This is a genomic window from Fusibacter sp. JL298sf-3, from assembly GCF_053842995.1.
The window spans coordinates 424,306-446,589 of the sequence record NZ_CM132608.1; the positions used below are offsets into that span (position 1 = coordinate 424,306).

21 protein-coding genes are annotated in these 22,284 nt (G+C 46.9%); 1 reads left to right on the top strand and 20 read right to left on the bottom strand.

Going from position 1 to position 22,284, the window contains the following annotated elements:
- Positions 1-246: 246 nt before the first annotated feature.
- The 17 genes from ACR6HW_RS02080 to ACR6HW_RS02160 all read right to left on the bottom strand — a co-directional run bounded on the left by ACR6HW_RS02080 (position 247) and on the right by ACR6HW_RS02160 (position 16,436).
- A complete protein-coding gene (locus ACR6HW_RS02080) occupies positions 247-636 on the bottom strand; it encodes a VOC family protein (protein WP_455729517.1) in 390 nt (129 codons plus the stop codon).
- Positions 637-691: 55 nt separating this feature from the next.
- Entirely contained in the window at positions 692-1,219 is a 528-nt protein-coding gene (locus ACR6HW_RS02085; RefSeq protein WP_455729518.1) for a hypothetical protein, read from the bottom strand.
- A 197-nt stretch (positions 1,220-1,416) separates the two neighbouring features.
- Positions 1,417-1,872: a hypothetical protein gene (locus ACR6HW_RS02090; protein ID WP_455729519.1), complete on the bottom strand. Its 456-nt coding sequence runs from the start codon at positions 1,870-1,872 to the stop codon at positions 1,417-1,419.
- A gap of 11 nt (positions 1,873-1,883) precedes the next feature.
- Positions 1,884-2,870, bottom strand: coding sequence for a sulfite reductase subunit C (gene asrC / locus ACR6HW_RS02095; protein ID WP_455729520.1), 987 nt, complete (start codon positions 2,868-2,870; stop codon positions 1,884-1,886).
- Between the two features lie 9 nt (positions 2,871-2,879).
- Positions 2,880-3,662, bottom strand: a complete 783-nt coding sequence (gene asrB / locus ACR6HW_RS02100; RefSeq protein ID WP_455729521.1) for an anaerobic sulfite reductase subunit AsrB — start codon at positions 3,660-3,662, stop codon at positions 2,880-2,882.
- Complete coding sequence (asrA, locus tag ACR6HW_RS02105) at positions 3,655-4,677, bottom strand: anaerobic sulfite reductase subunit AsrA (protein WP_455729522.1); 1,023 nt, start codon at positions 4,675-4,677, stop codon at positions 3,655-3,657. The genes asrB and asrA overlap by 8 nt, the downstream gene beginning before the upstream one ends.
- Positions 4,667-5,404, bottom strand: coding sequence for a sirohydrochlorin cobaltochelatase (locus ACR6HW_RS02110; protein ID WP_455729523.1), 738 nt, complete (start codon positions 5,402-5,404; stop codon positions 4,667-4,669). Before ACR6HW_RS02110 ends, asrA begins: the two co-directional genes overlap by 11 nt.
- Positions 5,405-5,407: 3 nt before the next feature.
- Positions 5,408-6,172 carry a formate/nitrite transporter family protein gene (locus ACR6HW_RS02115; RefSeq protein ID WP_455729524.1) on the bottom strand — a complete coding sequence of 255 codons (765 nt, stop codon included), beginning with the start codon at positions 6,170-6,172 and terminating at the stop codon, positions 5,408-5,410.
- 195 nt (positions 6,173-6,367) lie between these two features.
- Positions 6,368-7,048, bottom strand: coding sequence for a Crp/Fnr family transcriptional regulator (locus tag ACR6HW_RS02120; protein ID WP_455729525.1), 681 nt, complete (start codon positions 7,046-7,048; stop codon positions 6,368-6,370).
- Between the two features lie 97 nt (positions 7,049-7,145).
- On the bottom strand, positions 7,146-7,478 hold the full coding sequence (locus tag ACR6HW_RS02125) for a DUF885 family protein (protein WP_455729526.1): 333 nt from the start codon (positions 7,476-7,478) through the stop codon (positions 7,146-7,148).
- Complete coding sequence (locus ACR6HW_RS02130) at positions 7,418-8,128, bottom strand: hypothetical protein (RefSeq protein WP_455729527.1); 711 nt, start codon at positions 8,126-8,128, stop codon at positions 7,418-7,420. Before ACR6HW_RS02130 ends, ACR6HW_RS02125 begins: the two co-directional genes overlap by 61 nt.
- A 137-nt stretch (positions 8,129-8,265) precedes the next feature.
- Entirely contained in the window at positions 8,266-8,439 is a 174-nt protein-coding gene (locus tag ACR6HW_RS02135) for a hypothetical protein (protein WP_455729528.1), read from the bottom strand.
- A 15-nt stretch (positions 8,440-8,454) separates the two neighbouring features.
- Positions 8,455-9,945: a methyl-accepting chemotaxis protein gene (locus tag ACR6HW_RS02140; protein ID WP_455729529.1), complete on the bottom strand. Its 1,491-nt coding sequence runs from the start codon at positions 9,943-9,945 to the stop codon at positions 8,455-8,457.
- 413 nt (positions 9,946-10,358) lie between these two features.
- Positions 10,359-12,350 carry an ABC transporter ATP-binding protein gene (locus ACR6HW_RS02145; protein WP_455729530.1) on the bottom strand — a complete coding sequence of 664 codons (1,992 nt, stop codon included), beginning with the start codon at positions 12,348-12,350 and terminating at the stop codon, positions 10,359-10,361.
- Positions 12,351-12,361: 11 nt separating this feature from the next.
- Positions 12,362-13,489 (bottom strand): ABC transporter permease, encoded by a 1,128-nt coding sequence (locus ACR6HW_RS02150; protein WP_455729531.1) that lies wholly within the window; start codon positions 13,487-13,489, stop codon positions 12,362-12,364.
- Positions 13,489-14,436 (bottom strand): ABC transporter permease, encoded by a 948-nt coding sequence (locus ACR6HW_RS02155; RefSeq protein WP_455729532.1) that lies wholly within the window; start codon positions 14,434-14,436, stop codon positions 13,489-13,491. The genes ACR6HW_RS02150 and ACR6HW_RS02155 overlap by 1 nt, the downstream gene beginning before the upstream one ends.
- 209 nt (positions 14,437-14,645) lie before the next feature.
- Entirely contained in the window at positions 14,646-16,436 is a 1,791-nt protein-coding gene (locus ACR6HW_RS02160; protein ID WP_455729533.1) for a peptide ABC transporter substrate-binding protein, read from the bottom strand.
- A 127-nt stretch (positions 16,437-16,563) separates the two neighbouring features.
- Here ACR6HW_RS02160 and ACR6HW_RS02165 point away from each other — a divergent pair, with 127 nt between their 5' ends.
- Positions 16,564-16,929 (top strand): hypothetical protein, encoded by a 366-nt coding sequence (locus tag ACR6HW_RS02165; RefSeq protein WP_455729534.1) that lies wholly within the window; start codon positions 16,564-16,566, stop codon positions 16,927-16,929.
- 349 nt (positions 16,930-17,278) lie between these two features.
- On the opposite strand, the gene ACR6HW_RS02170 is transcribed toward ACR6HW_RS02165, so the two are convergent.
- The 3 genes from ACR6HW_RS02170 to ACR6HW_RS02180 form a co-directional block, all read right to left on the bottom strand.
- On the bottom strand, positions 17,279-17,494 hold the full coding sequence (locus ACR6HW_RS02170; RefSeq protein ID WP_455729535.1) for a YdbC family protein: 216 nt from the start codon (positions 17,492-17,494) through the stop codon (positions 17,279-17,281).
- 554 nt (positions 17,495-18,048) lie between these two features.
- Positions 18,049-19,341: an IS110 family RNA-guided transposase gene (locus ACR6HW_RS02175; protein ID WP_455729536.1), complete on the bottom strand. Its 1,293-nt coding sequence runs from the start codon at positions 19,339-19,341 to the stop codon at positions 18,049-18,051.
- Between the two features lie 145 nt (positions 19,342-19,486).
- On the bottom strand, positions 19,487-22,099 hold the full coding sequence (locus tag ACR6HW_RS02180; protein WP_455729537.1) for an NYN domain-containing protein: 2,613 nt from the start codon (positions 22,097-22,099) through the stop codon (positions 19,487-19,489).
- Between the last annotated feature and the right edge of the window lie 185 nt (positions 22,100-22,284).

Consider the following 22,284-nt stretch of genomic DNA (forward strand, 5'->3'; position numbering starts at 1 on the left):
CAAACAACATCTTTCATAAACTTTTGATGGTCATCAAAATTAGCAATTAGCTGGTGTCATAACAGTTCTCCTTTTATTCTGATTAATTTGAGAATAGCAAATCTTTAACGATTTGTAAAGTCCTCTCGGAACTTTGTCATTGTTCTGTAACACGACCTCGGCTTGAGTGGCATCGATTTCTGACTGTAATGCAAAAAGAGCCGCCTGTAAAGCAGCTCTTTTCTCAGCAAAATCGTCCTGCGCTGTTTACCCCATCGTCTTTTTCGCAAAGGCGAGAACGGTTCCGTCTGCGTCCATAACGTAAGCCACCGTATCGCCCCAATTTCGAGGTTGAGGCGGGCTCAGCGCTTTAGCACCCAGAGATAAGCTCTTATGATAAGTCGCTTCCACATCGGCTACAGTGAGATAGAGCTCACTTCTTACAAGCGGGTGTTCTGAAATCGGTTCGTCGAACGCGTCGCCGATAAGCGCACGAATTCCTCGCCAGGGCATCAGACCAAAGACAAAGCCATCGGCAAGTTGAAACTCCGTCATCCCCGGAACATCCAGTATCGGTTTCAACTCCAAAAGAGCTTCGTAAAAGGCGCTGGCTTTTGCCTGATCCGCTACATAGACAATCATCATTGCATGGGTCATCTAACCACCTCTTTCTCATCGTTCCCCCAAACAGGTACTTTTATCATACCACAGTTTAAAGCGAAAAGCGCGTGCGCTCCGTGATGACCCAGTCACTACCGGCACGATCTCGTGTGAACCCTAACGCGCGCAGAGACTCTTCAGAAAAGGCATCCGATTGAATGGTCAGTTGGTAGTGCACCTCATAGTGCCGGCGGTCGTCTTCCAAATAGGTGTCAAAACTTTTTGCAGCAAGACGCACCCCTTCTAAATCGGCATCTAGAAGTCCGACAATAAAACCGTCGCCAAGTTCACCTTTCGTAATAATCGTAATATGTACACAAAATAAGTCGTCGTATTGTATCGCTTGTTTGATGCGGTAGTAGGTGTTTTCAGTGGCAATTCCCTGGCCTGCAAGCGCCACATTCATTATTCCCGACTGTGCCTCGCGTTCACCAAACGCTTCGAGGTAGCCGATAACTTCGTCCCCTTTAATGGGCTCAGCCACTGCCGGAACCTCTCTTTGCACCTCCCTCGCACAGCCTGCTAAAATCAACACAGATAACATTGTTGCCACTGCAAACCGACCGCTTTTTGTTTTCACACGCCCCACCTTTCTCACACCAATCGTAAACTATTTATTTAAGTGCACTTATTTTATCATATTTATTATAATAATTGGGCACCATTGGGACGTTCTAATTTTTATAATTTTGAAACAATTTAAAAAACGCCTTTTGCGCGGTACACATGACATAGCACTGTACCGCGCAAAGGCGTGCCGGCTATGAAACGATGTGGCTATAACCGCAATTCGTACAAGGCCTTAAGATGCATTTTTTCTTGTAGGATTACCGCGTCGATGGCGTCCGCGCCCCTCTCTCCAATAATGAGTTTCATCTCATTTAAAAACAGCAAGGTGTCTTTTTCCAGCTGAACCGCACAGGCTAGGCCACTTGCATAGTCTTCAACAGCACCTGCTTCTTTTAAAAAAGTCATCGTCTGTGTGAGAAGCGCTTTCACATAGGCGCTGTAGCTCGGTTCTAAAGCGGCGTTTTCGCCAAACGCGACATACTGGGTCTTTAACGTCCTATAAAGTTTTTGGTGATCTGCTTCCTGTTCCGCTAAGTGGACAAAGAGTTGACGCGCCGTCTCATCATCCGTCCACTTTTGCATTTTAACGTAATGCGCCTGACCGACGCCTTCCAGTTCAATCATCACATCGAATAAGTCTTCCAAGCAAAACGTTTCTCTCATGGTCTACTCCTTTACCCCATTTTCAAAAATTGACTGTCCTGTTTGTAGCGATAGCCGGCCCATTGTATATCCTCAGCAATTTGAATCTCCGCATTGAGGGAAACCCCCTCGAGAACTTCAGCCTTAAAAACTTGATACCCCACGCGGTCGACGATGTACCCGATGTGCTCTTTTGCCAACGAGCGGTCGATGTACCGATCGACAAAGGCATAGGTGTTTTTAATAACTTGTACGACGACATCTTCAGAAGCCCACTTCATAAAAGGCAAAGCAATTCTCGGGTTTTTCTTTCCCGTCCTGCCCATGATGACCATGCGGTAATAAGGGGTTTCACTGCGGGTCCAAGCGCCCGTTGGACATTTGAGGATACACTCGCCGCATCCAATGCATTTTTCAACATCTCGTTCGATATTAAAAGCCTTGACTTCTAAGGCGCCGGTGACTTTCTTTCGGCAATTCTTTACACAGGCCTCGCAACTGATACAGCGCGACACATCGTACTGGGGCTCCGTGGTGCAAATAATCCCGAAGTCCTGCATATGTGCCTTAATGCAATCGTTCGGGCAACCTGTTACCGCTATTTTAAAGTGAAAATCGTGTGGGAAACAGGTGCGTTCGAGACGCTTTGCAATTCTCGTGGTGTTGTCGTTGGCATATGGGCAAACTTTGTCGCCGATACACGCGGAGATATTGCGTGTCCCGGCTGCAGGATAGCCGTTTTCAGTCACTGCCACTTCAAGGTGAAGCGCATGAATCAGCGGCTGCACGAGCAAATTGATTTCGTCCATTTTATCGAAGTCAATGTGGGGCACCTCAAATCCTTGACGCGCTGTCAAATGTACAGTGCCGTCTCCATAGCGTTCTGCAATAGATTGTATCAGCGTAAAGTACTTGGCTTCCAAATGGCCGCCCGGTACGCGAATTCTGAGGGCGGTTTTATTCCGCGTCTTCGTAATTCTATAAGCGTTTTTCGTCACTACTTTTCTGTTGATGCTCATGACACCCTCCTAGTCGATTAATGTCTTTGCTTTGACATAGTTGAAAACTGGGCCCTCGAGACATACATAGGTCTCGTCGATTTTGCAGTGGCCGCATTTGCCGATGCCACAACTCATCTTGCGCTCAAAAGACACCCAGATGTTTTCTTCTTTAAAGCCCGCTTTAATCAACGCTAAGGTCGTAAACTTCATCATAATCGGCGGTCCGACGACGACAGCGATCTTTTCTTCAACGCGCGTCAAATCCAGCTTGTCCAAATGGGTCGTAATCAAACCGGTTTCTCCGCGCCACAACGCGTTTGCGCTGTCCACTGTCACAGTTACCGGTACAGTCTTTGACCACCGCTCCAAATCTTCTGTAAACAGACGGTCTTCCGGGCTTTTAAAACCCACGAGAACTTCTAGCGTACTCCCCGCTTCAACCAGTTGGTCGATGGTCTTTCGCACCGGGGCGAGTCCCGTACCCCCTGCGATAAAAGCGACGTCTTTTCCCTTAAAGTGTGTGAGATCAAATCCGTTGCCGTAGGGCCCACGCATGTAAAGGTCGTCGCCCACTTCAAGCTGAAAAACTTCGTCTGTCAGCCGGCCGACTTTTCTGATGGTCATTTCTAAGGCCTCGTCGTCAAAGTGACAGATGGAAATCGGCGCCTCACCGACGCCGGGGATAGAGATTTCCATAAATTGTCCCCCGACGACAGGGCCCTTGTACGCCACTTTAAAAGTGAAGTCAATGGCCGTTTCTTTTCTAATATCAAGCAACCGGTAAGGTTGCGGCAAGTATGGATTAGTCATGTGTCCGTTCCTCCTTTACAACATCGCTCAGTTTTTGAATGCATTTGGAAAATGAAATGTATTCCGGACACACCGCATCGCATCTGCCGCAACCGACACACATATGCGTGCCGAAGCGTTTGTGAAAATCGTTGATTTTGTGCAGGGTCTTAAACCGCATTTTCTCTCCGTTTTTATTTCTGAAACTGTGGCCGCCTGCCATGTCGGTGAAGCCTTCCACATGACAGCTCGCCCATACGCGGCGCCGCTCGCCTACCCGTTTGTCATCGCTAAGGGCCACATCTTGCATGGTAAAGCACGCACAGGTGATGCAAGAGGTGTTGCATCTGCCACAGGCGATACAGCGACTGGTGTACTCAGTCCACAGCGGGTTGTCAAAATGTGCGTTTGTCACCTGATCCACTGCCGGAATTTCTATCTGAATTTTATTTTGTTCAATAAATTGTGGCTCAAACGCACTGTGCGCACAGTGGTTTAAAACGGCGTTTTCAAGCGCGGGGTCGACGATTTTAAGATGAACGCCCTCCGCGTCGAAACGCACAGCTGCATCGTAGTCGTCCGTGCGATGGCTGTTCATGGAAACGCAAAAACAGGTGTCAAAGCCTTCAGTACATTCCAGCAGAATGAACTTGACTTTTTTACGACGTCTTTCATAATAATAGTCCGTCGTATGGCCGTTTTTCAGAAAAATCGTATCGAGTTTGCGAATCCCATTGATGTCACACGGCCTTAAAAAGATGACACTCGGCTTGTCGTCTATTGCCGGCACCTCTGTTTTGCCTTCTAAAAAGTAGAAGAGGGTTTCTCGAATGGGGTACAGGGTTTCTTTTGGCGAAAAATAAGATTTTTCATCGTTGACCAAGTCCTGTAGACGGTTCACCACGCCGTAGCCGATGACATCGGTTTCGGCAAACTTGCCCTTGTCGCGCCTACGAACGGGGCCGTAGACATTAAATGAAGCCGACAGCGTTTTCAAGTAGTCGTCGAACAACGCCTCGGATAGTTTATAGCTCATAAGTGTCCTCCTTCTCGCATGTCCCAAAATCTAAGTGTTCCAATAAGCATTTCTGTATGGTGGGGTAGCTGAGCAGTGCGCGCTCATAACAAGTAACCGCCTTTACTTGAAGCGCCAACTGTCTATAAAGCGACCCAGCGCCTATCGCGTAATCCTTTTGTACGTGATGTCCGTTTACAGTAAACAGTGGAAAGAGCACCGCACACGTCTCCCGCGTCCAGTCTCCAACATCCGATTTAAGGGTATGCAGATGCACATTGGCATGTCTTTCGGCATAGACATTTAAAAAAGCTGCCATCTCTTGTGCCTCAGACGCCGTCGTACCGTGTGCGGCAAAGATTACCGGACAGTTGACTGGGCCGACAATGTCGTAAACAGCCGCCGCAAGTGCCTCCCTCAATGCCTCGTACGCCAGGATGGGTCGTCCAAGGGTGACTTTGCTCCCGTAAAGCGCCTTGAGCCGCATCACTTCTTGGTAGTCGATGCCATTCATGAGGTGAAGCGGGACAATGTGCACGGTGTCATAAGCCGCGGTGTTTTCAGAAAGGACTTCAGACAACCGCGGAACCCTAACAGGTGCCTTACGTATGGCGCGCTCTGAGTTAAAGGCCAATTTCACGTCAGCCTTTAGCGCGCCTTGACAAAGTGCTGTAAAGGTTTCGAGTTCCTCTATTGCCTGTTCAACCGAACTCCCAATGTGATTGATGATGACTAGCGCTCTTTTCATCGGTTAAGCCTTCCCCATGTAATAATACCCGACGCCCAGCATCAAACTGCCGCCGACGAAGTTCCCCAAGGTCACCGGTATGAGATTTGCCGCCATCCCGACCAAAGAAACCGTTTCCGGGTGCGGTATGAGCAACCCGATGACAAAGATCGTCATGTTGGCGATGCTGTGCTCATAGCCTGACGTAATAAACGCAAAGAGACACCAAAAAATCATAATCAACTTACCGGATTCACTTTTCATTTTTACCGCACAGAGCACCGCCAAACAGACCAACAGATTACATAAAATCCCTTTGAAGAAGAGCGGGACAAACGCGGCGTTCATCTTGGCCTCTGACAGTTTTAAAACAAAAGCACTTGTAGCCGACCCCTCAATATCGGTCATCACAAACAACCCGCCGACGATTAAAGCCCCTATAAAATTGCCCACGTAGCTGAGGCCCCATACTTTTAAAGCGGCTTTCAGCGAAACCGTTTTGTCGAGAACCCCGACAGTCATTATGAGGTTGTTCCCTGTGAAAAGCTCTGATCCCGCCATAATAACGAGACTCAAAGCGATGCCAAAGGAAACGCCCATCAAGAGTTTGGTTACGCCTAGTTCCGCCGCTGTGCCAATGCCCCCAATGACCATAATGAGTATAATGCCAAGCCCCACATAAGTACCTGCCCACGATGAAGCCATCAGGTACTTGAGAATCGATGACTCTGCAAAGGCGCTTTTTTTAACCGCCGCCTCTGACAATGCCCGTTTTGTTTCGTTAAACATTTAACCCTCCTTTATACAGTTTTTGCATTGTCAGTAGTCTAGCACGGTTTGCGGTGTTTGACTGTGATATTTATCACACGTCCTAAGTGTTTACCGGCAACTGGTGCCCCTATGGGCGTTCTCCACCTGTGGGCGTCATTAAAAAAACCGGTAGATTAGAGGTGTTTCTCCAATCTACCGGCCAAAGGCGGTTAGCTATTTCATTTTTCTATAGTAGGTCAGCAAATCGGCTTCTTTTACATACAAAAAGCCGTCTTCCCATTTTAAAGCCCCCAGTTCTTTTAAGACTTTCATCGCACGTGAAATCGATTCGCGCGTCGTCCCGAGCATATAGGACAAATACGTCGCCGAGAGTTTCATATCGATGCGTTGCCACACACCTGAAGAGGTGCCATGGTCTCGTGAGAGCTTCCACAATTTAGCCGCCAACTTTTTGTCAATGCCAATGGGCACCGTGTTTTTCAGTTGCCGGTACAGCCGTCTTTGCTTGCGTCCCAAAGAATTCATAATGTTCATCGTCAGTTCGAAGTCCTCGCGCATCAGGTGCCGCATGCCCTCTTTGGGGAAGGCCGCAACGACGGCATCTTCAAAGATTTCGCAGTCCACAGTGACCGGCAAGTCGTCAAATACGACTTCGTTGAGCAAGTCGCCGGCGCCTAAGATATAAAAAACCCGCTTGGCACCGTTGCTCGAAATCCGGTACAAGGCCACTTTGCCTTTTAGCACCGCGTAAAAATGCTGTATATGGTCGCTTTCGTGAAAGAGCATCGCTCCCTGAGGCAGCCTTTTCAGTACAGCCATTTCACAAATGCGCGTCCGGCTGTCTTCTTCTAAATTCTTAAACGCATTCACGACACGTAACTCGTTCCATTCCATAGACCACCTCGCTCATTCCCTTTGCACTTATTATAGCGCATCCCCTTATAAGGTGGCAAAGACTTTCTGAGCCGCAAGAGTCACTTGAACACTTTAACTAGCGCATGTCTTCTACCGCTCTATCCAGCAAATCAAGTGGCAACGGCCCGTGGCTTAAAAGCGCTTTGTGAAAAGCCTTGAGGTCAAAATCGGCTCCTTGTTCGGCTTTCAAAGCCTCTCTTAACGCTACAATTTGGATTTCGCCAATTTTATAAGCGAGCGCTTGACCGGGCCATTTTTTGTAACGGTCGACTTCTGCCTCCGGATGGATGTCAAAGGTCTGCTCTTTAATGTACGCAATTGCGCGTTCATCAGACCAACCGAAATAGTTTATGCCCACATCTGCAACGAGTCGTCCTGAACGCAAGAGTTCAAAGAGCAAACTGCCCACTTCGCCCCGTTCCGTTTTAATGAGGCCCTCTTCTCGCGCCAGTTTTTCGGCGCTTCTTCAGCAAAGACGGCGTCGGTCTGCCCGGCGAACACTTCTAAAACAGCGTTGAGTTCTTTCAAGCTGTCAGCCAAAAATCGAACTCTGGTGTACTGCTTTAAATCGATAAAGTAAGGCAAATAGCCCTCTTCGTCTAATTGCGTAGTGAGCCAGTTGTACAGGTCCGCGGAAAACGCCTCAGAAGTTTCACAAGTCTCCATGTAAGCCTTCCACGAGGCCTCACCGGTGGAAGGCGGCCCCTCAAACCCTCTACGCGTTTCAAACACATAAGGTGCTACAATTCCGCCGAAGGCCACACTGTTTTCTCGTTGCCCTCTCAAAGCGTAGTCCACCATGAAGTTAAACAGCGCTTCATCAAACGGGTCGATACCTTCAAGACGTTCCAATTGCTGTTTTAATGCAGCATAGTCGCTCTGAGACTTCGTCAGGCTCTCTTCTGAAAGCACCGGAACTACAGCGTAAAGCTGTGGGTTTTCTTGGGTATAGCCCGTTCCCTCCTGCGCGCCGTAAATGTAGTCGAGATAAATGGTATTCTTGAGCTCATAAAGCGCCTCTAAACTGTCTGCCTCTGCAAAGTCGTATGCAATGTCCACGTAAGTTATCGGCTTAGAATCCGCCGCATATGTGGGTGGGGGCTTCTGTTCGTCCCTATGCAAAAAGCACTCTCAATTGAGAGTGCTTTGAAGAGCGTAATTAGCGCTACAATAGAAATAAGACTTCCTTTAAGATCTTAGACCGTGTCCTTCTTTTCCAAATACTTGAGCGCTTTTGTCATTTGCTGATTGATAATAGTGACTCTGGACTGCAGTTTTTCTTGTTCCTCACGGATTTGCTTCAACTTATTGAGCACTGTAAAAGCCAGCAAATACAAAATGATGCCATTGAGTGCAACCAGTAGAATCATGTGTTCCCCCTCGTATTAGGTTGTCTGTATAGCGATTAGATCAGGGCGTTTGAAAATCGAAAGTTCCTTTTCACTTTTAACTTTTTCCAGACACGTGTCCAACAACTTGAACAGTTCCTGTGACAGTGCCTTCGCCTCGTCCAATGAAGCTTTAGCACCTCTGCTGTCACCTGCTCTTACAGCGTGTTTCGCACGATCTCCAAGGCCGTGAAAAGTTCTGTGTAGTGCATCGACTTTGCCCCAAGGCTCTTCGATTACAGTACCCCTTAAATCCAATGCGTTGTAAAAATGCCCAAAGGCACATTTGTCCGGGTTGATTTGAAGCGGCGCTTCTGTTTGAGCATCGACCATTTCCTCGAGTTTCTTGAGCCAGTGCTTATGCGCCGTTTTTGCAGCGAGAATCCCGTCAATTAACTCCGAGTTTGAAATGCGATGCGCACTTGTGTTGATGGCCTGCATCTGCGTCTTTAAAATCTTAGCCAACTGATTGTCGATTTCGGCTATTTTCTGCGACTGCTGATAGCTCTCTTCAGCACTGTTCACAATCGTATACGTCATTTCACTGAGACGCTCGGCGTCACGGCTCGACGACTCCATCGCCCTGTTGATTTCATCTGCAGCAATGCTGATGCTGTTCATCTCACCGGTAATCTCACTGATGTTGTCGACGGTGTTGTTCAGTAGCGTCACGTTTTCGACGATGGTGCTCGTAATGCCTTCGACCATATGACTCATTTCCGTCGTCGATGTAATGGTGTCTTCTACACTGACACTGCCATCACCTGTGGCGGTCTTCACTTCTACTAAAAACCCTCGCATGCTTTCTAAATGTTCTTTTGTGTCTTCAGAGAGCTTTCTGATTTCAGAAGCGACCACAGCAAAGCCCTTGCCGTGTTCGCCGGCCCTTGCCGCCTCAATAGAAGCATTTAGTGCGAGCAAGTTCGTTTGATTGGCAATAAGAGACACCCCTTCCACAATAGCGTCAATCTTTGAAGTGAGTTCAAAGAGTTGCTGCATCTTGTCGTTCATGTCTTCCGCTTTTTGCATAACCGTTTCTCTCAACACGTTGATGGCCTCTATGTCGCGTATACTGGCATCGTTTTTCTCAACGAGGCTCTGTGCGTCGCTAGACAGCGTATTGAGTGTTTCTGAAGTCGTTTGAATCGTGTCGCGCACAGTGTTCATGCTGGCCGTCGTTTCTTCCACTATGGCGAGATTGGATTCGCTTAAATCAGTCAGTTCTCTTGAAAATGTCGTCAATGTCGAAGCCGAATGTTCAATCTCCACATCGAAGTTGCTCAAAGCCGTGACAGCAGAGAGCAACTCTTTAGACGATGCATTCATCTTCTCCTCGCTATTGAACAGCTTCTTGAAGTAATCGAAGAATCGAGCATGAACGTGGTAATCCAGTTTCGGCTCTACCGCTTCCCTCCCATCGAACTTACTTTCCACGTATTCAAAAATTCCGTGGGTTTCTTTACAAGTCTTGTGTTTGTGTTTAAACATCTTTCAGACCTCCATACCTTTCCGTAATATTTCCCCTCGCCTTTAAGCATACACGAATTCTACGCGTTATGAAAGTAAATTTGACATTTTGATTCTGTAAATATAGGAATAATGCGTAATATAACTTTTTTTCAGCTATCTGGTACAATTATGCGCAGTGCATTGCCATATCTGGTAAACTGTACATACGGTGTTTGAGCGGTGTGTTTCAACCTTTCTCATGTATAAACCAATGATTCTACTCACTAAAAAAAATCAATAAGAAGACCATAACACACCGCTTTTTCACTGTAAACACCCCGTTTTCGAGGGTTGTTTTTTATGCAAAAGAAGGGTTGCCGCATCCAAAAGATGCAACAACCCTTCTTTATGTTAGAGTGTTTTCAACCGCGTTTTAAAATATTTTGTACCGTCTATTGGCAAAGAGTTCTGTACCGTGTAAGTTCTTCTTCAGACCCCCTGACAAAGTGCCCAGGTTTAACTTCTTCAAACCGCACGTCCTTTCCGTCATACGCGTGTATCGATGGATCGTACTTGATGAGCTTACGCTTTTTTTCGTATGCCGGATTGGGATGCGGAACTGCCGATAACAACGACTGGGTATACGGATGAAGAGGGTGCTCACAAATCTCATTAGCCGGTCCCATCTCAACAAGCTGCCCGTAGTACATGACACCTATGCGGTCCGAAAAATACTTGACGACGGATAAATCATGAGCGACGAACAAGATGGTCAAACCCATTTGCTTTTGGATGTGGTTCATCAAGTTGAGCACCTGCGCCTGTACGGAAACGTCTAGAGCCGAAACCGGTTCATCCGCTATAACGAGATCCGGATTTGTAATCAGCGCACGTGCCACACCAATGCGCTGACGCTGTCCTCCGGAAAATTCATGTGGGTAGCGCGAGGCGTGCTCACGCGTCAATCCCACCACGTCCAGCATTTTGTAAACACGGTCCATCAGTTCTTTTTCAGAATGACAAAGGTTGTTGATCCTGAGACCTTCACCGATAATTTCTTGTACGGTCATCCTCGGGTTGAGCGACGCTATCGGGTCTTGAAAAATCATCTCTATTCCCGCCGTCGCTTTGCGCCTCTCTCTATCGCCCATTTTTTTGGCGATGTTACATCCTCTAAAAAGTACTTCACCTGCCGTCGGTTCGTAAAGTCTGATAATCGCACGTCCGGTAGTCGTCTTGCCACAGCCGGATTCGCCGACGAGTCCAAAGGTTTCCCCCTTGTAAATGCTGAAGCTCACATCGTCTACCGCCTTAACTAAGAGCTTTTTTCGACCGTGCCCACTAGAAAAGTGTTGTTTAAGGCCCTTGACTTCAAGCACTTTTTCACTGTAGTCAATATCGCTGCCCTTTAATGCGGCCATGTTATTGGTCAGTCGACTTTCTGAATAATCCTTCGACTGTACTCTAGGCGCATCAGGATGCAAGAGCCAAGTGGCGGCAAAGTGCGTTTTGCTCACTTGGTACCTCGGTGGTGGCAATTGAAAGTCCACATTGAGGGCAAATTGATTGCGCGCTGCAAAGGCGTCCCCCTTCGGCGGACAGAGCATGTTCGGCGGCGTTCCCGGAATCGCGTAGAGTTCACGGTTGCCGTCAGTACTCAAATCCGGCATAGAGGCGAGAAGTGCCATGGCATAAGGCGTTCTCGGGTCGTCGAAGATTTCTTCCACAGAACCTTCTTCTATTATTTTACCCGCGTACATAACCGCCACTCGGTCGGCGACGTTGGCCACAACGCCGAGGTCATGCGTGATAAAGACGACGGCAATGTCGCGTTTTCGCCGCATGTCCTTAATCAGTTCGAGAATCTTAGACTGGACTGTGACATCGAGTGCCGTGGTCGGTTCGTCACAAATGAGCACCTTGGGGTCACACGCCAGGGCGATAGCGATGACAATGCGCTGGCGCATCCCCCCTGAAAATTGAAATGGGTATTGATTATAGCGCTTTTCGGCTTCTTTAATCCCGACATCTGCCATAATTTGAATGGCCTTTTCCGTAGCCGCTTTCTGTGACATTTTTCTTTTTAGCCGCAGAGATTCCGTAATCTGCTTGCCGATTTTCATAACGGGGTTTAATGAGGACATCGGGTCTTGAAAGATCATAGCGATTTCAGAGCCGCGTATGGTGCTCATCTCGTTTTCACTCAGCTTTAACAAATTTTTGCCCTCGTAAAGCACTTCACCGCTTTCAATGTGGGCGTTTTTGGACAAAATGCCCATAACGGTTCGCGCCGTAACCGACTTACCGGAACCGGATTCGCCGACTATGGCGAGGCATTCGCCGGTCTTCAGTTGAAACGATATGTCTCGAACCGCTTGTACTCTCCCGCCGTATGTGCTGAAGGTCACGCTCAGGTTTTTGACTTCAAGAATGTTTGGTTTCACAAGCACACCTCCTATTCTATGCCGCGTAGCGTCGGGTCGAAGGCGTCTCTCAAGCCGTTACCCAATAAGTTAAAGGACACCATAAGTACAGAAATCAAAAGCGCGGGAAACAGTGTCAAATGCGGATGGTCGATAAGTACTTTTTGGCCTTCTGCCAAAAGAACCCCTATAGACGGCTCCGGCGCTTGCATACCGAGACCGAGGTATGCGAGAAAAGACTCGGCAAAAATGGCACTTGGCACGGCGAGTGCGGCCATGGTAATGAGTACCCCAAGTGCGTTGGGCAGTATATGCCTGAAGATGAGCACGCGGTCGCGCGCACCTAGTGTTCTCGAAGCGAGGACGTACTCCATGCGCTTGTACTTGTAAAACTGCGCGCGGATCATCTGCGACATGCCCATCCATCCCTTTAGACAGAGTGCAAGTGCAATGGGCAAAATCCCCGTTCCATAATACAAGATAAAAAGAATCATAATAACGATAGTCGGAACGCCGGAAAGGACTTCAATAAACCGCTGCATGGCAAGGTCCACTGCGCCGCCGTAATACCCTTCTATAGACCCGTAGACGACGCCGATTAGCAGGTTGACCGTCACTGCAATCACCGAAATCAATAGAGAAACTCTCGCACCGCGCCAGACCCGCGTCCACTGGTCTCTGCCAAGCGAGTCGGTTCCAAAGTAAAAATACTTGTCCTTCACCCCTCTATGGATATACTCGTCGAACCTAATATCCGCCATCTTAGTGCCGCTGAGTTCGTATTCGTCTACAATCTCCACCATAGAATCGGCGTATTTTTCTTCTATACTCGTGTAGCGCACGCGTTTAACCTTAGTGCCGTCAAACATGCCGATTTTCTCAAACAAGGGAATCCGTGCCGGCAAATAAGCGAGCCTCGTGTCTTGTTCTTTAAACGTATAAGGCGTCATTAGGGGGCCGACCAATGCCATAAACACCACGAGTGCAATGACTACCAGCGCAAGTACAGACGCTTTATTTTTAATGAAGCGCAACATGGCGTCTTTAAAAAAACCGATGGCTTCTGTTTCAAACGCCTCATCCTTTAGCGCTTCGTCCAAGTTGTGTGCGTAGTCAAAGGGGGCTTTTATCTGCTGCAACGCTTTGTTGACATCTTCCATTATCTCTTCCCTCCCATTCGAATTCTCGGATCGATAATGCCGTACGACAAGTCGACCAACAACGTGGAGAACAAGCCGATAACTGAGTAAAAGAGCAAGACGGCTATTGCCACCGGATGGTCCTTGGCGTTAATGGCCGAAATCATCACTGGCCCCATGCCGGGGATGCCGAAGATTTGCTCAATAATTAACGAACCGCCGAGTATCCCCATAAACATGGGAATAATCATATTCGCTAGTGGGATAAAAGAGTTTCTTATGGCGTGCCGAAAGACGGCAGACACCTGTCTCAAGCCTTTTGCCTTGGCGAGCAGCATGTATTCTGAGTTCAGATTTTCAGAAACTTCTGAGCGGACATAGCGCGTCAAACTGGCAATACCGCCAAAAGAAAGCGCCAATATCGGTAAAATCATCGAGTGAAATTTGGCCCACGTCAATGTCTTCTCAGTGGACAGTAAAATCGGAAACCAGCCGAGCTTAAAGGCCAAATTGTACTGTAACAACGATGCAAAGACAAAAGACGGCACCGATATAAAGATAATGACGACAACATTAATCAAGTGGTCGTAGAAGGTGTTCTTCTTAAGCGCCGCCGTTATACCAAATAGCGTGGCAAACGGTATAATCAAAATCAAAGAAAATATATTCAGCTGCAAAGTGATGGGAATTTTACTCTTAATCACTTCGAAAACCGGCACTTTAGGCTGTATTGCCAAACTGACGCCGAAGTCCAGTCGCAGTAAATCTTTTAAAAAGTAGCCGTATTGAACAATCATCGGCTCGTTGACATGGTATTTTGCTTCGATTACAGCGCGTACATCCTCGGGCATTGTGCGCGATTTGATAAAAGACCCGGGCATCATTCTGATGGTGATAAAAGCCACCGACACAATGAGAAATAACGTCACGACAAGCAAAACCAGTCTCTGTAACGTATACCTAACCATAACTTTCCCCTCTCTAATGTTTGTTTTTTCTGTCTATTGAATAAAGCCACACATTCGTATGCGATTTTGTGTGCCCTAGGTGGTTTTTGACAACGCAGATGCCCCCTAGTGATTTACGCCGATACTTTAGTCATCGCAATAAAACTTTGAGGGCAACGCTCGTTGTCTTAAAAGAGTGTTCTTCTCTTTGAGAAGAACACTCACACCTGTTATTCCAGTGGGTCTAGCTCAGATTGGTAAATACCGAATCCCGCACCGGGCACGTATTTTCCACCTGTAATAAGGTGTACGCGATCTGAGAACAGAAAAGGGGTTTGAGGTTCGTACATCGGTACAAAAGGAACGGCTTCAAACAAAATTTCTTCCATTCTGGCAAGTGCCGCCAACCGCTCCTCAGGCTTAAAAATTAAGTCGCCTTTAACGGTGCGATCGAAGAGTGTATCAAATTCCTCACTCTTGTGCTGGTCGATTTTCGAAGGGTAATTTGCCGTATAGACATTCATACCCGACCACGGGTTGAATCGGCTACCCACCCAGCTACCAAATGCCATTTCATAGTTGCCGTTTTCCATGTTTTCATAGGAGGTCTGCCAAGGCACCGCCTTTAACACCACGTCGATCTTATCTTCTCCAAACAATTCTTCGTACTCTTGTTCAAGGAGTTCTGCAATCCGCTTAAGGTTATCTGAGGAATCAAAATAAGCGATTTCTACAGTTACTTTACCATGTGCTGAGTACACTTCTTCCATATAAGATTTCGCCAGTTCTGTATTGTATCCGTTGTTTTCCGGCATGACGGCTTTGGCTTCTTCCGTGTCTCTATAAAAAGTACCGGCGACTGGATCGGAGATTTTAGCAGAAGACACAATGTACCCCGCAGGAATGCCCGTCTTTATAATGTCGTATGCTATAGTATCTCTGTTCATGCCGTAGTACATGGCTTTACGGAAATTGACATCTCTCAAAAACGCTTTGTCTTCATGGGCCATGTTGATGAACATCGACCATACAGCAGTGGATGTGGAGAACACGAGCCTAGGGTCTTCACCGTACTTGTCGTAGTCGGGACCACTAATGCTTACAAAATCCGTATCGCCGTTTTCAAAGAGCTGCATACGCGCGGTTCTATCTTCGACAACGCGCTCGTCGATATATTCCGGAACATTGTATGCAGCCATTGGCGACTCCTGAACTTTCTTATAGCGCCTGTACTGGTCGCGCGTCCACTCGATGAGCTCGTAAGCGCCACAAGAAGCTGTTGTCTCAAATGAAGTCCCGTAAGTGTTTTCCGTACGGTCTTCGTTAAAGTTGGCTTCGTAAATCTCAGGATGCACAGGTGATAAAACGCCGCCACCTGCGAAGTTCAGTTTCATATCGATTTCAGCAATGGGATACGCCAGTGTAAGTTGCAAGGTATTTTTGTCCAGTGCTTTAATACCGACGTTTTCAAAATTGGTTTCTTCGCCGCTGAAATAAGCTTCTGCGCCGACGACGGTCATGTCGTCAAAGAACACTTGCGCTCTGTAATTAGCGAGCTTCGGATCGAGCAACATTTTGTACGAGTACAAATACGTTTCGGCGTCAATAGGCGTTCCATCCGTCCACTTTAAGCCGTCTTTGATTTTAAACGTCCAAGTGACGCGGTCTTCTGCCATAACGGGGACATCTTCGGCATGGTTCCCTATAATGGCATAGTTCTCTGTTTCTTCGTCGTAAATCGCCTCTAAAAGAGACCCGTAAATCAAAGACATGGTGTCGCTCTCGGCTGTTGTTTCGTAGACGTGCTGATTTAGCGTCGTTATTTTTCCGCCGGTGATACGCATCACCATCTTTTCAGGATCGACCGCCACAGGCGTCTCGTCTTTCTTATCTTCACCTGAACTGTCACTGTTTTCATCGACCTTTGTTACCTCTTTGTCATCGGCTTCATTGCCGCCGCAACCGGTGAGAGCAGTACCCACCAACACAAATACCAGTAATAACGCAAGCAACTTCTTCACTTATAAAACCCCCTTCATAATTTTTATAAAAAACGGCTATCACCACGTCCAAAACCAAAATCGGTCTTGTATTTTCTTTTATATTTTGATATATTTGGATTCATCAAACTACAAAGGAGTATAGGACATGTTTGCGATGCCAGTTTTTTCGATAGGTCTTGCCGGGATATACTTTATTTTAGATACCGGTTCCCCAGTGTTTTACAGACTCTCAAATGCCGCTTTTATTGTGTGCCTGATTAATCTAGCCGTTGCCGCGTGGTATTTTCTAACGGCGCACGGCGCTTTTCGTTCCATTCGCTACTTCGGGTACAAACTGAACTTGATGAGGCTCCACTTTTTAAAACTTGAGCGACACGGCGTGTCAACAGAAGTCGAAGACTACCACACGTTTATCCAAAGGCGCTACACAAAGAGCAAACCCTACGGGTTTTATGCAGCAATTGGTGCAATCAGTGGCTCTTTGGCACTGTTCTTTGCTTGGATGCATTAAGAAGTGTTCTGTTAGGTGATTTTCTCTATATAAACCAAAAGCTTACGCTTTTAAAAAGGAACAATTATCCTATTAGATATGTTATTTTATGTATATTGGTCATTATACACGACTTGATTTTTTCAGTCAAGGAATATGACGTAATTTTCTAAATATTATAATTTGTCGTATTTTACCACTCAATTACGACAATTCAACTTCAAACAGAATTAATTATTAATGCACTTTCTTTAATATCTAAATTTTATCTATTTTAACATTATCATGCATAGCAATGTTCCCTGCTTTGTGTAGCAGCTAGGGGCAAATAAAAAATCCGAAGCCACGATGTGTGCTTCGGATTTTTTATTTAAAGCGCTTTAACTGCTTTAATCAGCTCTTGCATTTCATCTTTTGACAGTGTGACACCTTTTCCCATTTTACCTTCATCATGCTGCCAATCGCGTATGTCGTATTTCGCCGGCCTATCGTTCCAACTGACCTTATTGAGCTCTTTTGTCCAGCCCTTAGCATTTTCAGATAGAACTGCTAAATGCTCTTCTATTTCGTATTTTATCGTCGCCATCTAGTCCTCCCTATTTAGTCAAGTGTTTTTCCTTGGAATTTCAAGGAATTCACAAATTAATATCTCAGTAGAATGAGCCGCAATCATGGATATTTCTCGGTATCAAGTACGAAAATAGTGGTTTAGGGTACACGAAGTAAAACGTCGTATTTTTTCGCTTTACATGGCCTTGTGTATACCCATCCCTCTATGACAGCGCACCTCCCGTATCTACCAGGATCATCTTACACTTCTGCAAGTGTCCTAACTTCCTTCGTTCCGCCTATCCATAACCAGGGTGTCAGCTTAGCTCCTCGTCAGGGTCTTTGCCCTCTGGAAAATATTCCTGCCGACTACTGGCTCATTCTTTGTTTTTGATTACTGACTGGCTTCCTGCAACAGCACTCTTTCAGTGGACGTTTTCCTGCTACAGTCTGCGTTTTTTCTTTTCGGGTACTTCCTGTTTTTCAGCTTCCACAAGTTCTTTATCGTAGCTGGCTTCAAGAATCAAACCTGTTTCGATTGCTTGATTCTTGAGGCCAGCTGCGATTCTACCGTGAAGCTTATTTGTTACTTTATGATGCTTCTAAATATTCTGCCGGTCTTCGGATGTCACTAAGCATTTTTGAGCCGTTATAACGCACACCCTTTGTCAGGATAGCCCAGAATATACGAAGGACTTTACAAGCCACTGCTACCACCGACTGCATCTTCTTTAGCGGATTATTCTTCCGCATCCTGTAGTAAGCATGGATTTCCTTAAAATCATCGTTCTTTCCGATGACCGATATAGCTGCTTCATATAAAACATATCGCAATCGTTTACGGCCCCTATAGCTTATGTGGCTCTCGCCCTTATGTTTTCCCGAGCTCGTACTTACAATCGCATAACCGGCCAATTTCTGTAGCTGCTTGGGGTTATCAAAACGTCCAATGTCACCCACCTCCGCTATGAAGCCACTGACGGTCTTCATTCCTATGCCTTTAATCTCCAACAACTTATCAATATCGGGAATCTCTGATAGCTTTTCTTCTATCTTTCTCATCAATTCATCCATTCGATGCCTATAAACTTCATAGTCATTTAGCAATAGTCTGATCTCCAGTCGTGCGCACTCTTTCGCCTCACGGTTTCCGATGCTGTTAGCTGCGGCCGTCATCAAGGTCATTGCCCTCTTTAGGCCAGCGCCTCTCAGCTTTGCGTCTCTCCAAATCTTATTTACACCGTCCACGCCCAGCCTTACTATGTCTGTTGGCAGCGGTGCTTCTTTGATAATCATCATTCCGCTGACAGCATCTAGATTCCTGTAAACGTCTTTTATCTCCGGAAAATAGATACTGTACCATCTGGCCATGCGGTTCTTGATTCTTGTGAGTTCTTCCTGTACCCGAAACCTCAGGTTGGAAAGTCCTCTTAGCTCTGCATAAACGCCTGTTGGTATATACGGATAGGAAAATCTACCTTCATTGACCAGCGTTGCTATTGTTTTAGGATCCTTGCGATCACTCTTGTTTGGAGTGTTATCATCAAGTTCTTTGGATTTCTTCACATGATGAGGATTCACAAGAACCGGTCTCATTCCGTTGTCCTGCAGGAATGACCCTAGGTTGAACCAATAATGCCCTGTTGGTTCCATTACAGGGATCACAACTTCTTTTCCCGATTTTTCCGCAATATCTTCCATCCATGCTTTGAACAGCCTAAAGCCCATTTCTGTGTTGCTAAACTCTAATGCACTTTTTGAATACTCGTAATTTCTCCAATCAAATGCTCGAGCGAAATGCGTTTCACTGTAAGCGTCAATGCCAACGATTAATGTTTTTACAGTGATTGATTCAATTTTTGCGTTTTGTGTGTTAAAATTCATTTTAGAATACCTCTCTGTTCAATAAGATTTTTTTTACTAACCGACAAAGTCAGTAATCTTATTTTACTCTGAGGTATTTTTTTCTCAACCTTCTTTCTTGAAGTTCCCTATATTTAAATCATACAGGAAGCTCCTCTAAGAATTATCATTTTTCATCATCCGTTTTTAAGACATCTTCCAATGTGGTACGCACAGTGGTTTCACTCTGGCGATACGCCGCCTGCGCCGACGCGCTTGCGTCTTCAATAATCTCAAGCAACTCCCTTGCCGAGATTAAATCCGATCCCGCCCCTCGTATAATAATTTGTTGCAAGCCATCTGACGTCACAACTGTTATACGGTATTTGTCTTTGTTCTGATAAGCGTATTTTTCAATGTATTGGTCCGCAGTCTGCGCTTCTGCGGTATAGACCACACGTATGTTGTGGTAATCGGTCATTTCCTCACGGCGTCCTTTGACTTTGTAGGCATCGAAAACCACAATGAGCTCGCATTGCCGAAGCCCTTGGTAGTTGCTCAAGATATCCAACAGTTTACCTTTTGCCGCCTCCATGTGCGATTCCGCCATCGCTTTAAGCTCGGGCCACGCAAATAGAACGTTGTAGCCGTCGACGAGCATAATTTCTTTTAAATGTCGGTTAGGGCGATAAGGACGCCCCTCAGAAGTGCTGTAAGTGACTTTGGGACGCTTTTTTAACCACACTTCTTTTCTCCCTTGATTGGCGTAGGAAGCGCGACTTAAAATGTTGTCGATTTCCTCGAGACTGATACTTTCTCTCTGCGTTTCTCGAGGGATGTCTTCTACGTCTTCTAGAGCCCCTGGGCGCTCAGGAGGCAAATGGGCCTCAAGGTGCATATGCGCTTTGACTTCGTCCCACGGCACCGTAAAGCTCGATCCCTTTGTACAAAAAACAGATCCTGTCGGGTTGTCGGTGTCGCGTTCTGAATCGTAACCTGACGCCTCGATAACAGCTTCCGTATTGTGGCAAGGGGCGTAGCCTTTCGGGGTCATAAACAGTTGGCCGATGCCTTTGGTATACGCCACAAACGACCGCTGATAGTTGCGCATAGTGGCCACCGGCGCACTGCCGGTCAGTGTGGTTGAACCGCCCGTCGCCTGCGTCACTTCGCAGGTGCCATGCATTCTTTCAATGTCCGACATGGCACGTCCCACAAGAGTTTCTTGCAAGGTCATTTGAAAATCGTAATAAGGTTCTAGAAGCACGTTCTTCGCTTCTTTGAGCCCTTGACGCAACGCTCTAAAAGTCGCCTCTCTAAAGTCGCCGCCCTCTGTATGGCGGTTGTGACCGCGTCCGGCGACCAGCGCAATGCGCATGTCGGTAATATCGGCCCCTGTGAGCACCCCAATGTGTGCGCGCTCTTCCAGATGCGACAGCACTAGGCGTTGCCAATTTTTGCTGAGGACGTCTTCACTGCAACGCGTTTCAAAGACGAGACCGCTGCCCCGCTCCCCAGGCTCCAGCAACAAATGGACCTCTGCGTAATGACGGAGCGGTTCAAAATGGCCCACCCCTTCAACAGTATTGGCGATGGTCTCCTTGTAGACAATATGTCCCGCATCGAAGTCAATAGACGTGTCAAAGCGTTCTAACACTATACTTTGAAGAATTTCAGTTTGCACTTCCCCCATAATCTGAACGAGGATTTCGCCGTATTTCTCAACCCATACAAATCGGTACGTCGGTTCCTCTTCCTCAAGCTGTTTGAGTTTTGGCAAAAGCACCTTGGGGTCGTCGCCATCGGACAAAAGTATTCGATAGGAGAGCACCGGTTCTAAAATCGGCTTTTCAGAAGCCTTTGAGATGCCAAGTCCCTCTCCAGGTCTCGAGGTCACAGGCCCAGTCACTGCGCAGACAGTTCCTGCTTCAACGTGTGAGACGGCGCTGTATTTCTCGCCTGAATAAAGGCGTATCTGATTGACCTTCTCCTCCCAGTGATGGCCTTTTAAAACGTCTTTCACTGCGAGCTCGCCACCGACAATCTTCATATGCGTCAGTCGCATCCCCTGATCATCTCGTGTCACTTTAAATATTTTAGCGCCGAACTCAGTCCCGTACGCCGGTGCGACGGTATAGGTATCAAGCCCCTCGAGAAAGGCTTCTACCCCTTCTACTTTTAAAGCGGAACCGAAGTAGCACGGAAATAGCGTGCGCTTCTGGATCGCCTTTGAAAGCGCCGACTTTGAAAGTGCTCCCGCCGATAAATAGGTGTTCATCGTCTCTTCACTGGTAAGGGCCACTTCCTCGAAGAACGCCGCACTTGGCTCTGTGTCAAAAGCCATGCATCGCTCGTCCAACTGAAGGCGTAAGTGGCGCATCACATCTTCGCGATTGGCGCCGGGTTGATCCATTTTGTTGACAAAAATAAATGTTGGGATGCCATAGCGCTTCAAAAGTTGCCATAGGGTCTTCGTATGCCCTTGGACACCATCAGTAGCACTGACGACCAAAACCGCGTAGTCCAGCACCTGTAATGTGCGCTCCATTTCTGCAGAAAAATCGACGTGTCCCGGTGTATCCAACAAAGTGACGCGCTTTTCACCTAAGTCAAAGAGCGCTTGTTTTGAAAAGATGGTGACGCCTCGCGCCTTTTCCAGTGCGTAGGTGTCTAAAAAAGCGTCTTGGTTGTCGACGCGTCCGAGTTTCTTTATTTGACCGGTTAAATAGAGCATGCTTTCAGACAGCGTCGTCTTACCAGCGTCGACGTGTGCCATAATGCCCAGTACTATTTTTTTCATGTGTCTATCAGTCCTTTGGTTTTCTTTATAACTACCATCATAACAGGTTCAGGCCGATATGACAATTGGCATTAAAGAGAGGAGGCGAAGGTCAATCGCCTTTCCGCGTACGATAGACCACTAATCAAAATACAAAACCCACTTGTTTCCATATTTTCTTTATGATACAATTGTGTTGCTATAAA

Bases quoted from the DNA above. Each gene is read 5' to 3' on its own strand.
- ACR6HW_RS02080 (WP_455729517.1), bottom strand. From the start codon at position 636: ATGACCCATGCAATGATGATTGTCTATGTAGCGGATCAGGCAAAAGCC.
- ACR6HW_RS02090 (WP_455729519.1), bottom strand. From the start codon at position 1,872: ATGAGAGAAACGTTTTGCTTGGAAGACTTATTCGATGTGATGATTGAA.
- asrC (WP_455729520.1), bottom strand. From the start codon at position 2,870: ATGAGCATCAACAGAAAAGTAGTGACGAAAAACGCTTATAGAATTACG.
- asrB (WP_455729521.1), bottom strand. From the start codon at position 3,662: ATGACTAATCCATACTTGCCGCAACCTTACCGGTTGCTTGATATTAGA.
- asrA (WP_455729522.1), bottom strand. From the start codon at position 4,677: ATGAGCTATAAACTATCCGAGGCGTTGTTCGACGACTACTTGAAAACG.
- ACR6HW_RS02110 (WP_455729523.1), bottom strand. From the start codon at position 5,404: ATGAAAAGAGCGCTAGTCATCATCAATCACATTGGGAGTTCGGTTGAA.
- ACR6HW_RS02115 (WP_455729524.1), bottom strand. From the start codon at position 6,172: ATGTTTAACGAAACAAAACGGGCATTGTCAGAGGCGGCGGTTAAAAAA.
- ACR6HW_RS02120 (WP_455729525.1), bottom strand. From the start codon at position 7,048: ATGGAATGGAACGAGTTACGTGTCGTGAATGCGTTTAAGAATTTAGAA.
- ACR6HW_RS02135 (WP_455729528.1), bottom strand. From the start codon at position 8,439: ATGATTCTACTGGTTGCACTCAATGGCATCATTTTGTATTTGCTGGCT.
- ACR6HW_RS02140 (WP_455729529.1), bottom strand. From the start codon at position 9,945: ATGTTTAAACACAAACACAAGACTTGTAAAGAAACCCACGGAATTTTT.
- ACR6HW_RS02150 (WP_455729531.1), bottom strand. From the start codon at position 13,489: ATGGAAGATGTCAACAAAGCGTTGCAGCAGATAAAAGCCCCCTTTGAC.
- ACR6HW_RS02155 (WP_455729532.1), bottom strand. From the start codon at position 14,436: ATGGTTAGGTATACGTTACAGAGACTGGTTTTGCTTGTCGTGACGTTA.
- ACR6HW_RS02165 (WP_455729534.1), top strand. From the start codon at position 16,564: ATGTTTGCGATGCCAGTTTTTTCGATAGGTCTTGCCGGGATATACTTT.
- ACR6HW_RS02170 (WP_455729535.1), bottom strand. From the start codon at position 17,494: ATGGCGACGATAAAATACGAAATAGAAGAGCATTTAGCAGTTCTATCT.
- ACR6HW_RS02175 (WP_455729536.1), bottom strand. From the start codon at position 19,341: ATGAATTTTAACACACAAAACGCAAAAATTGAATCAATCACTGTAAAA.
- ACR6HW_RS02180 (WP_455729537.1), bottom strand. From the start codon at position 22,099: ATGAAAAAAATAGTACTGGGCATTATGGCACACGTCGACGCTGGTAAG.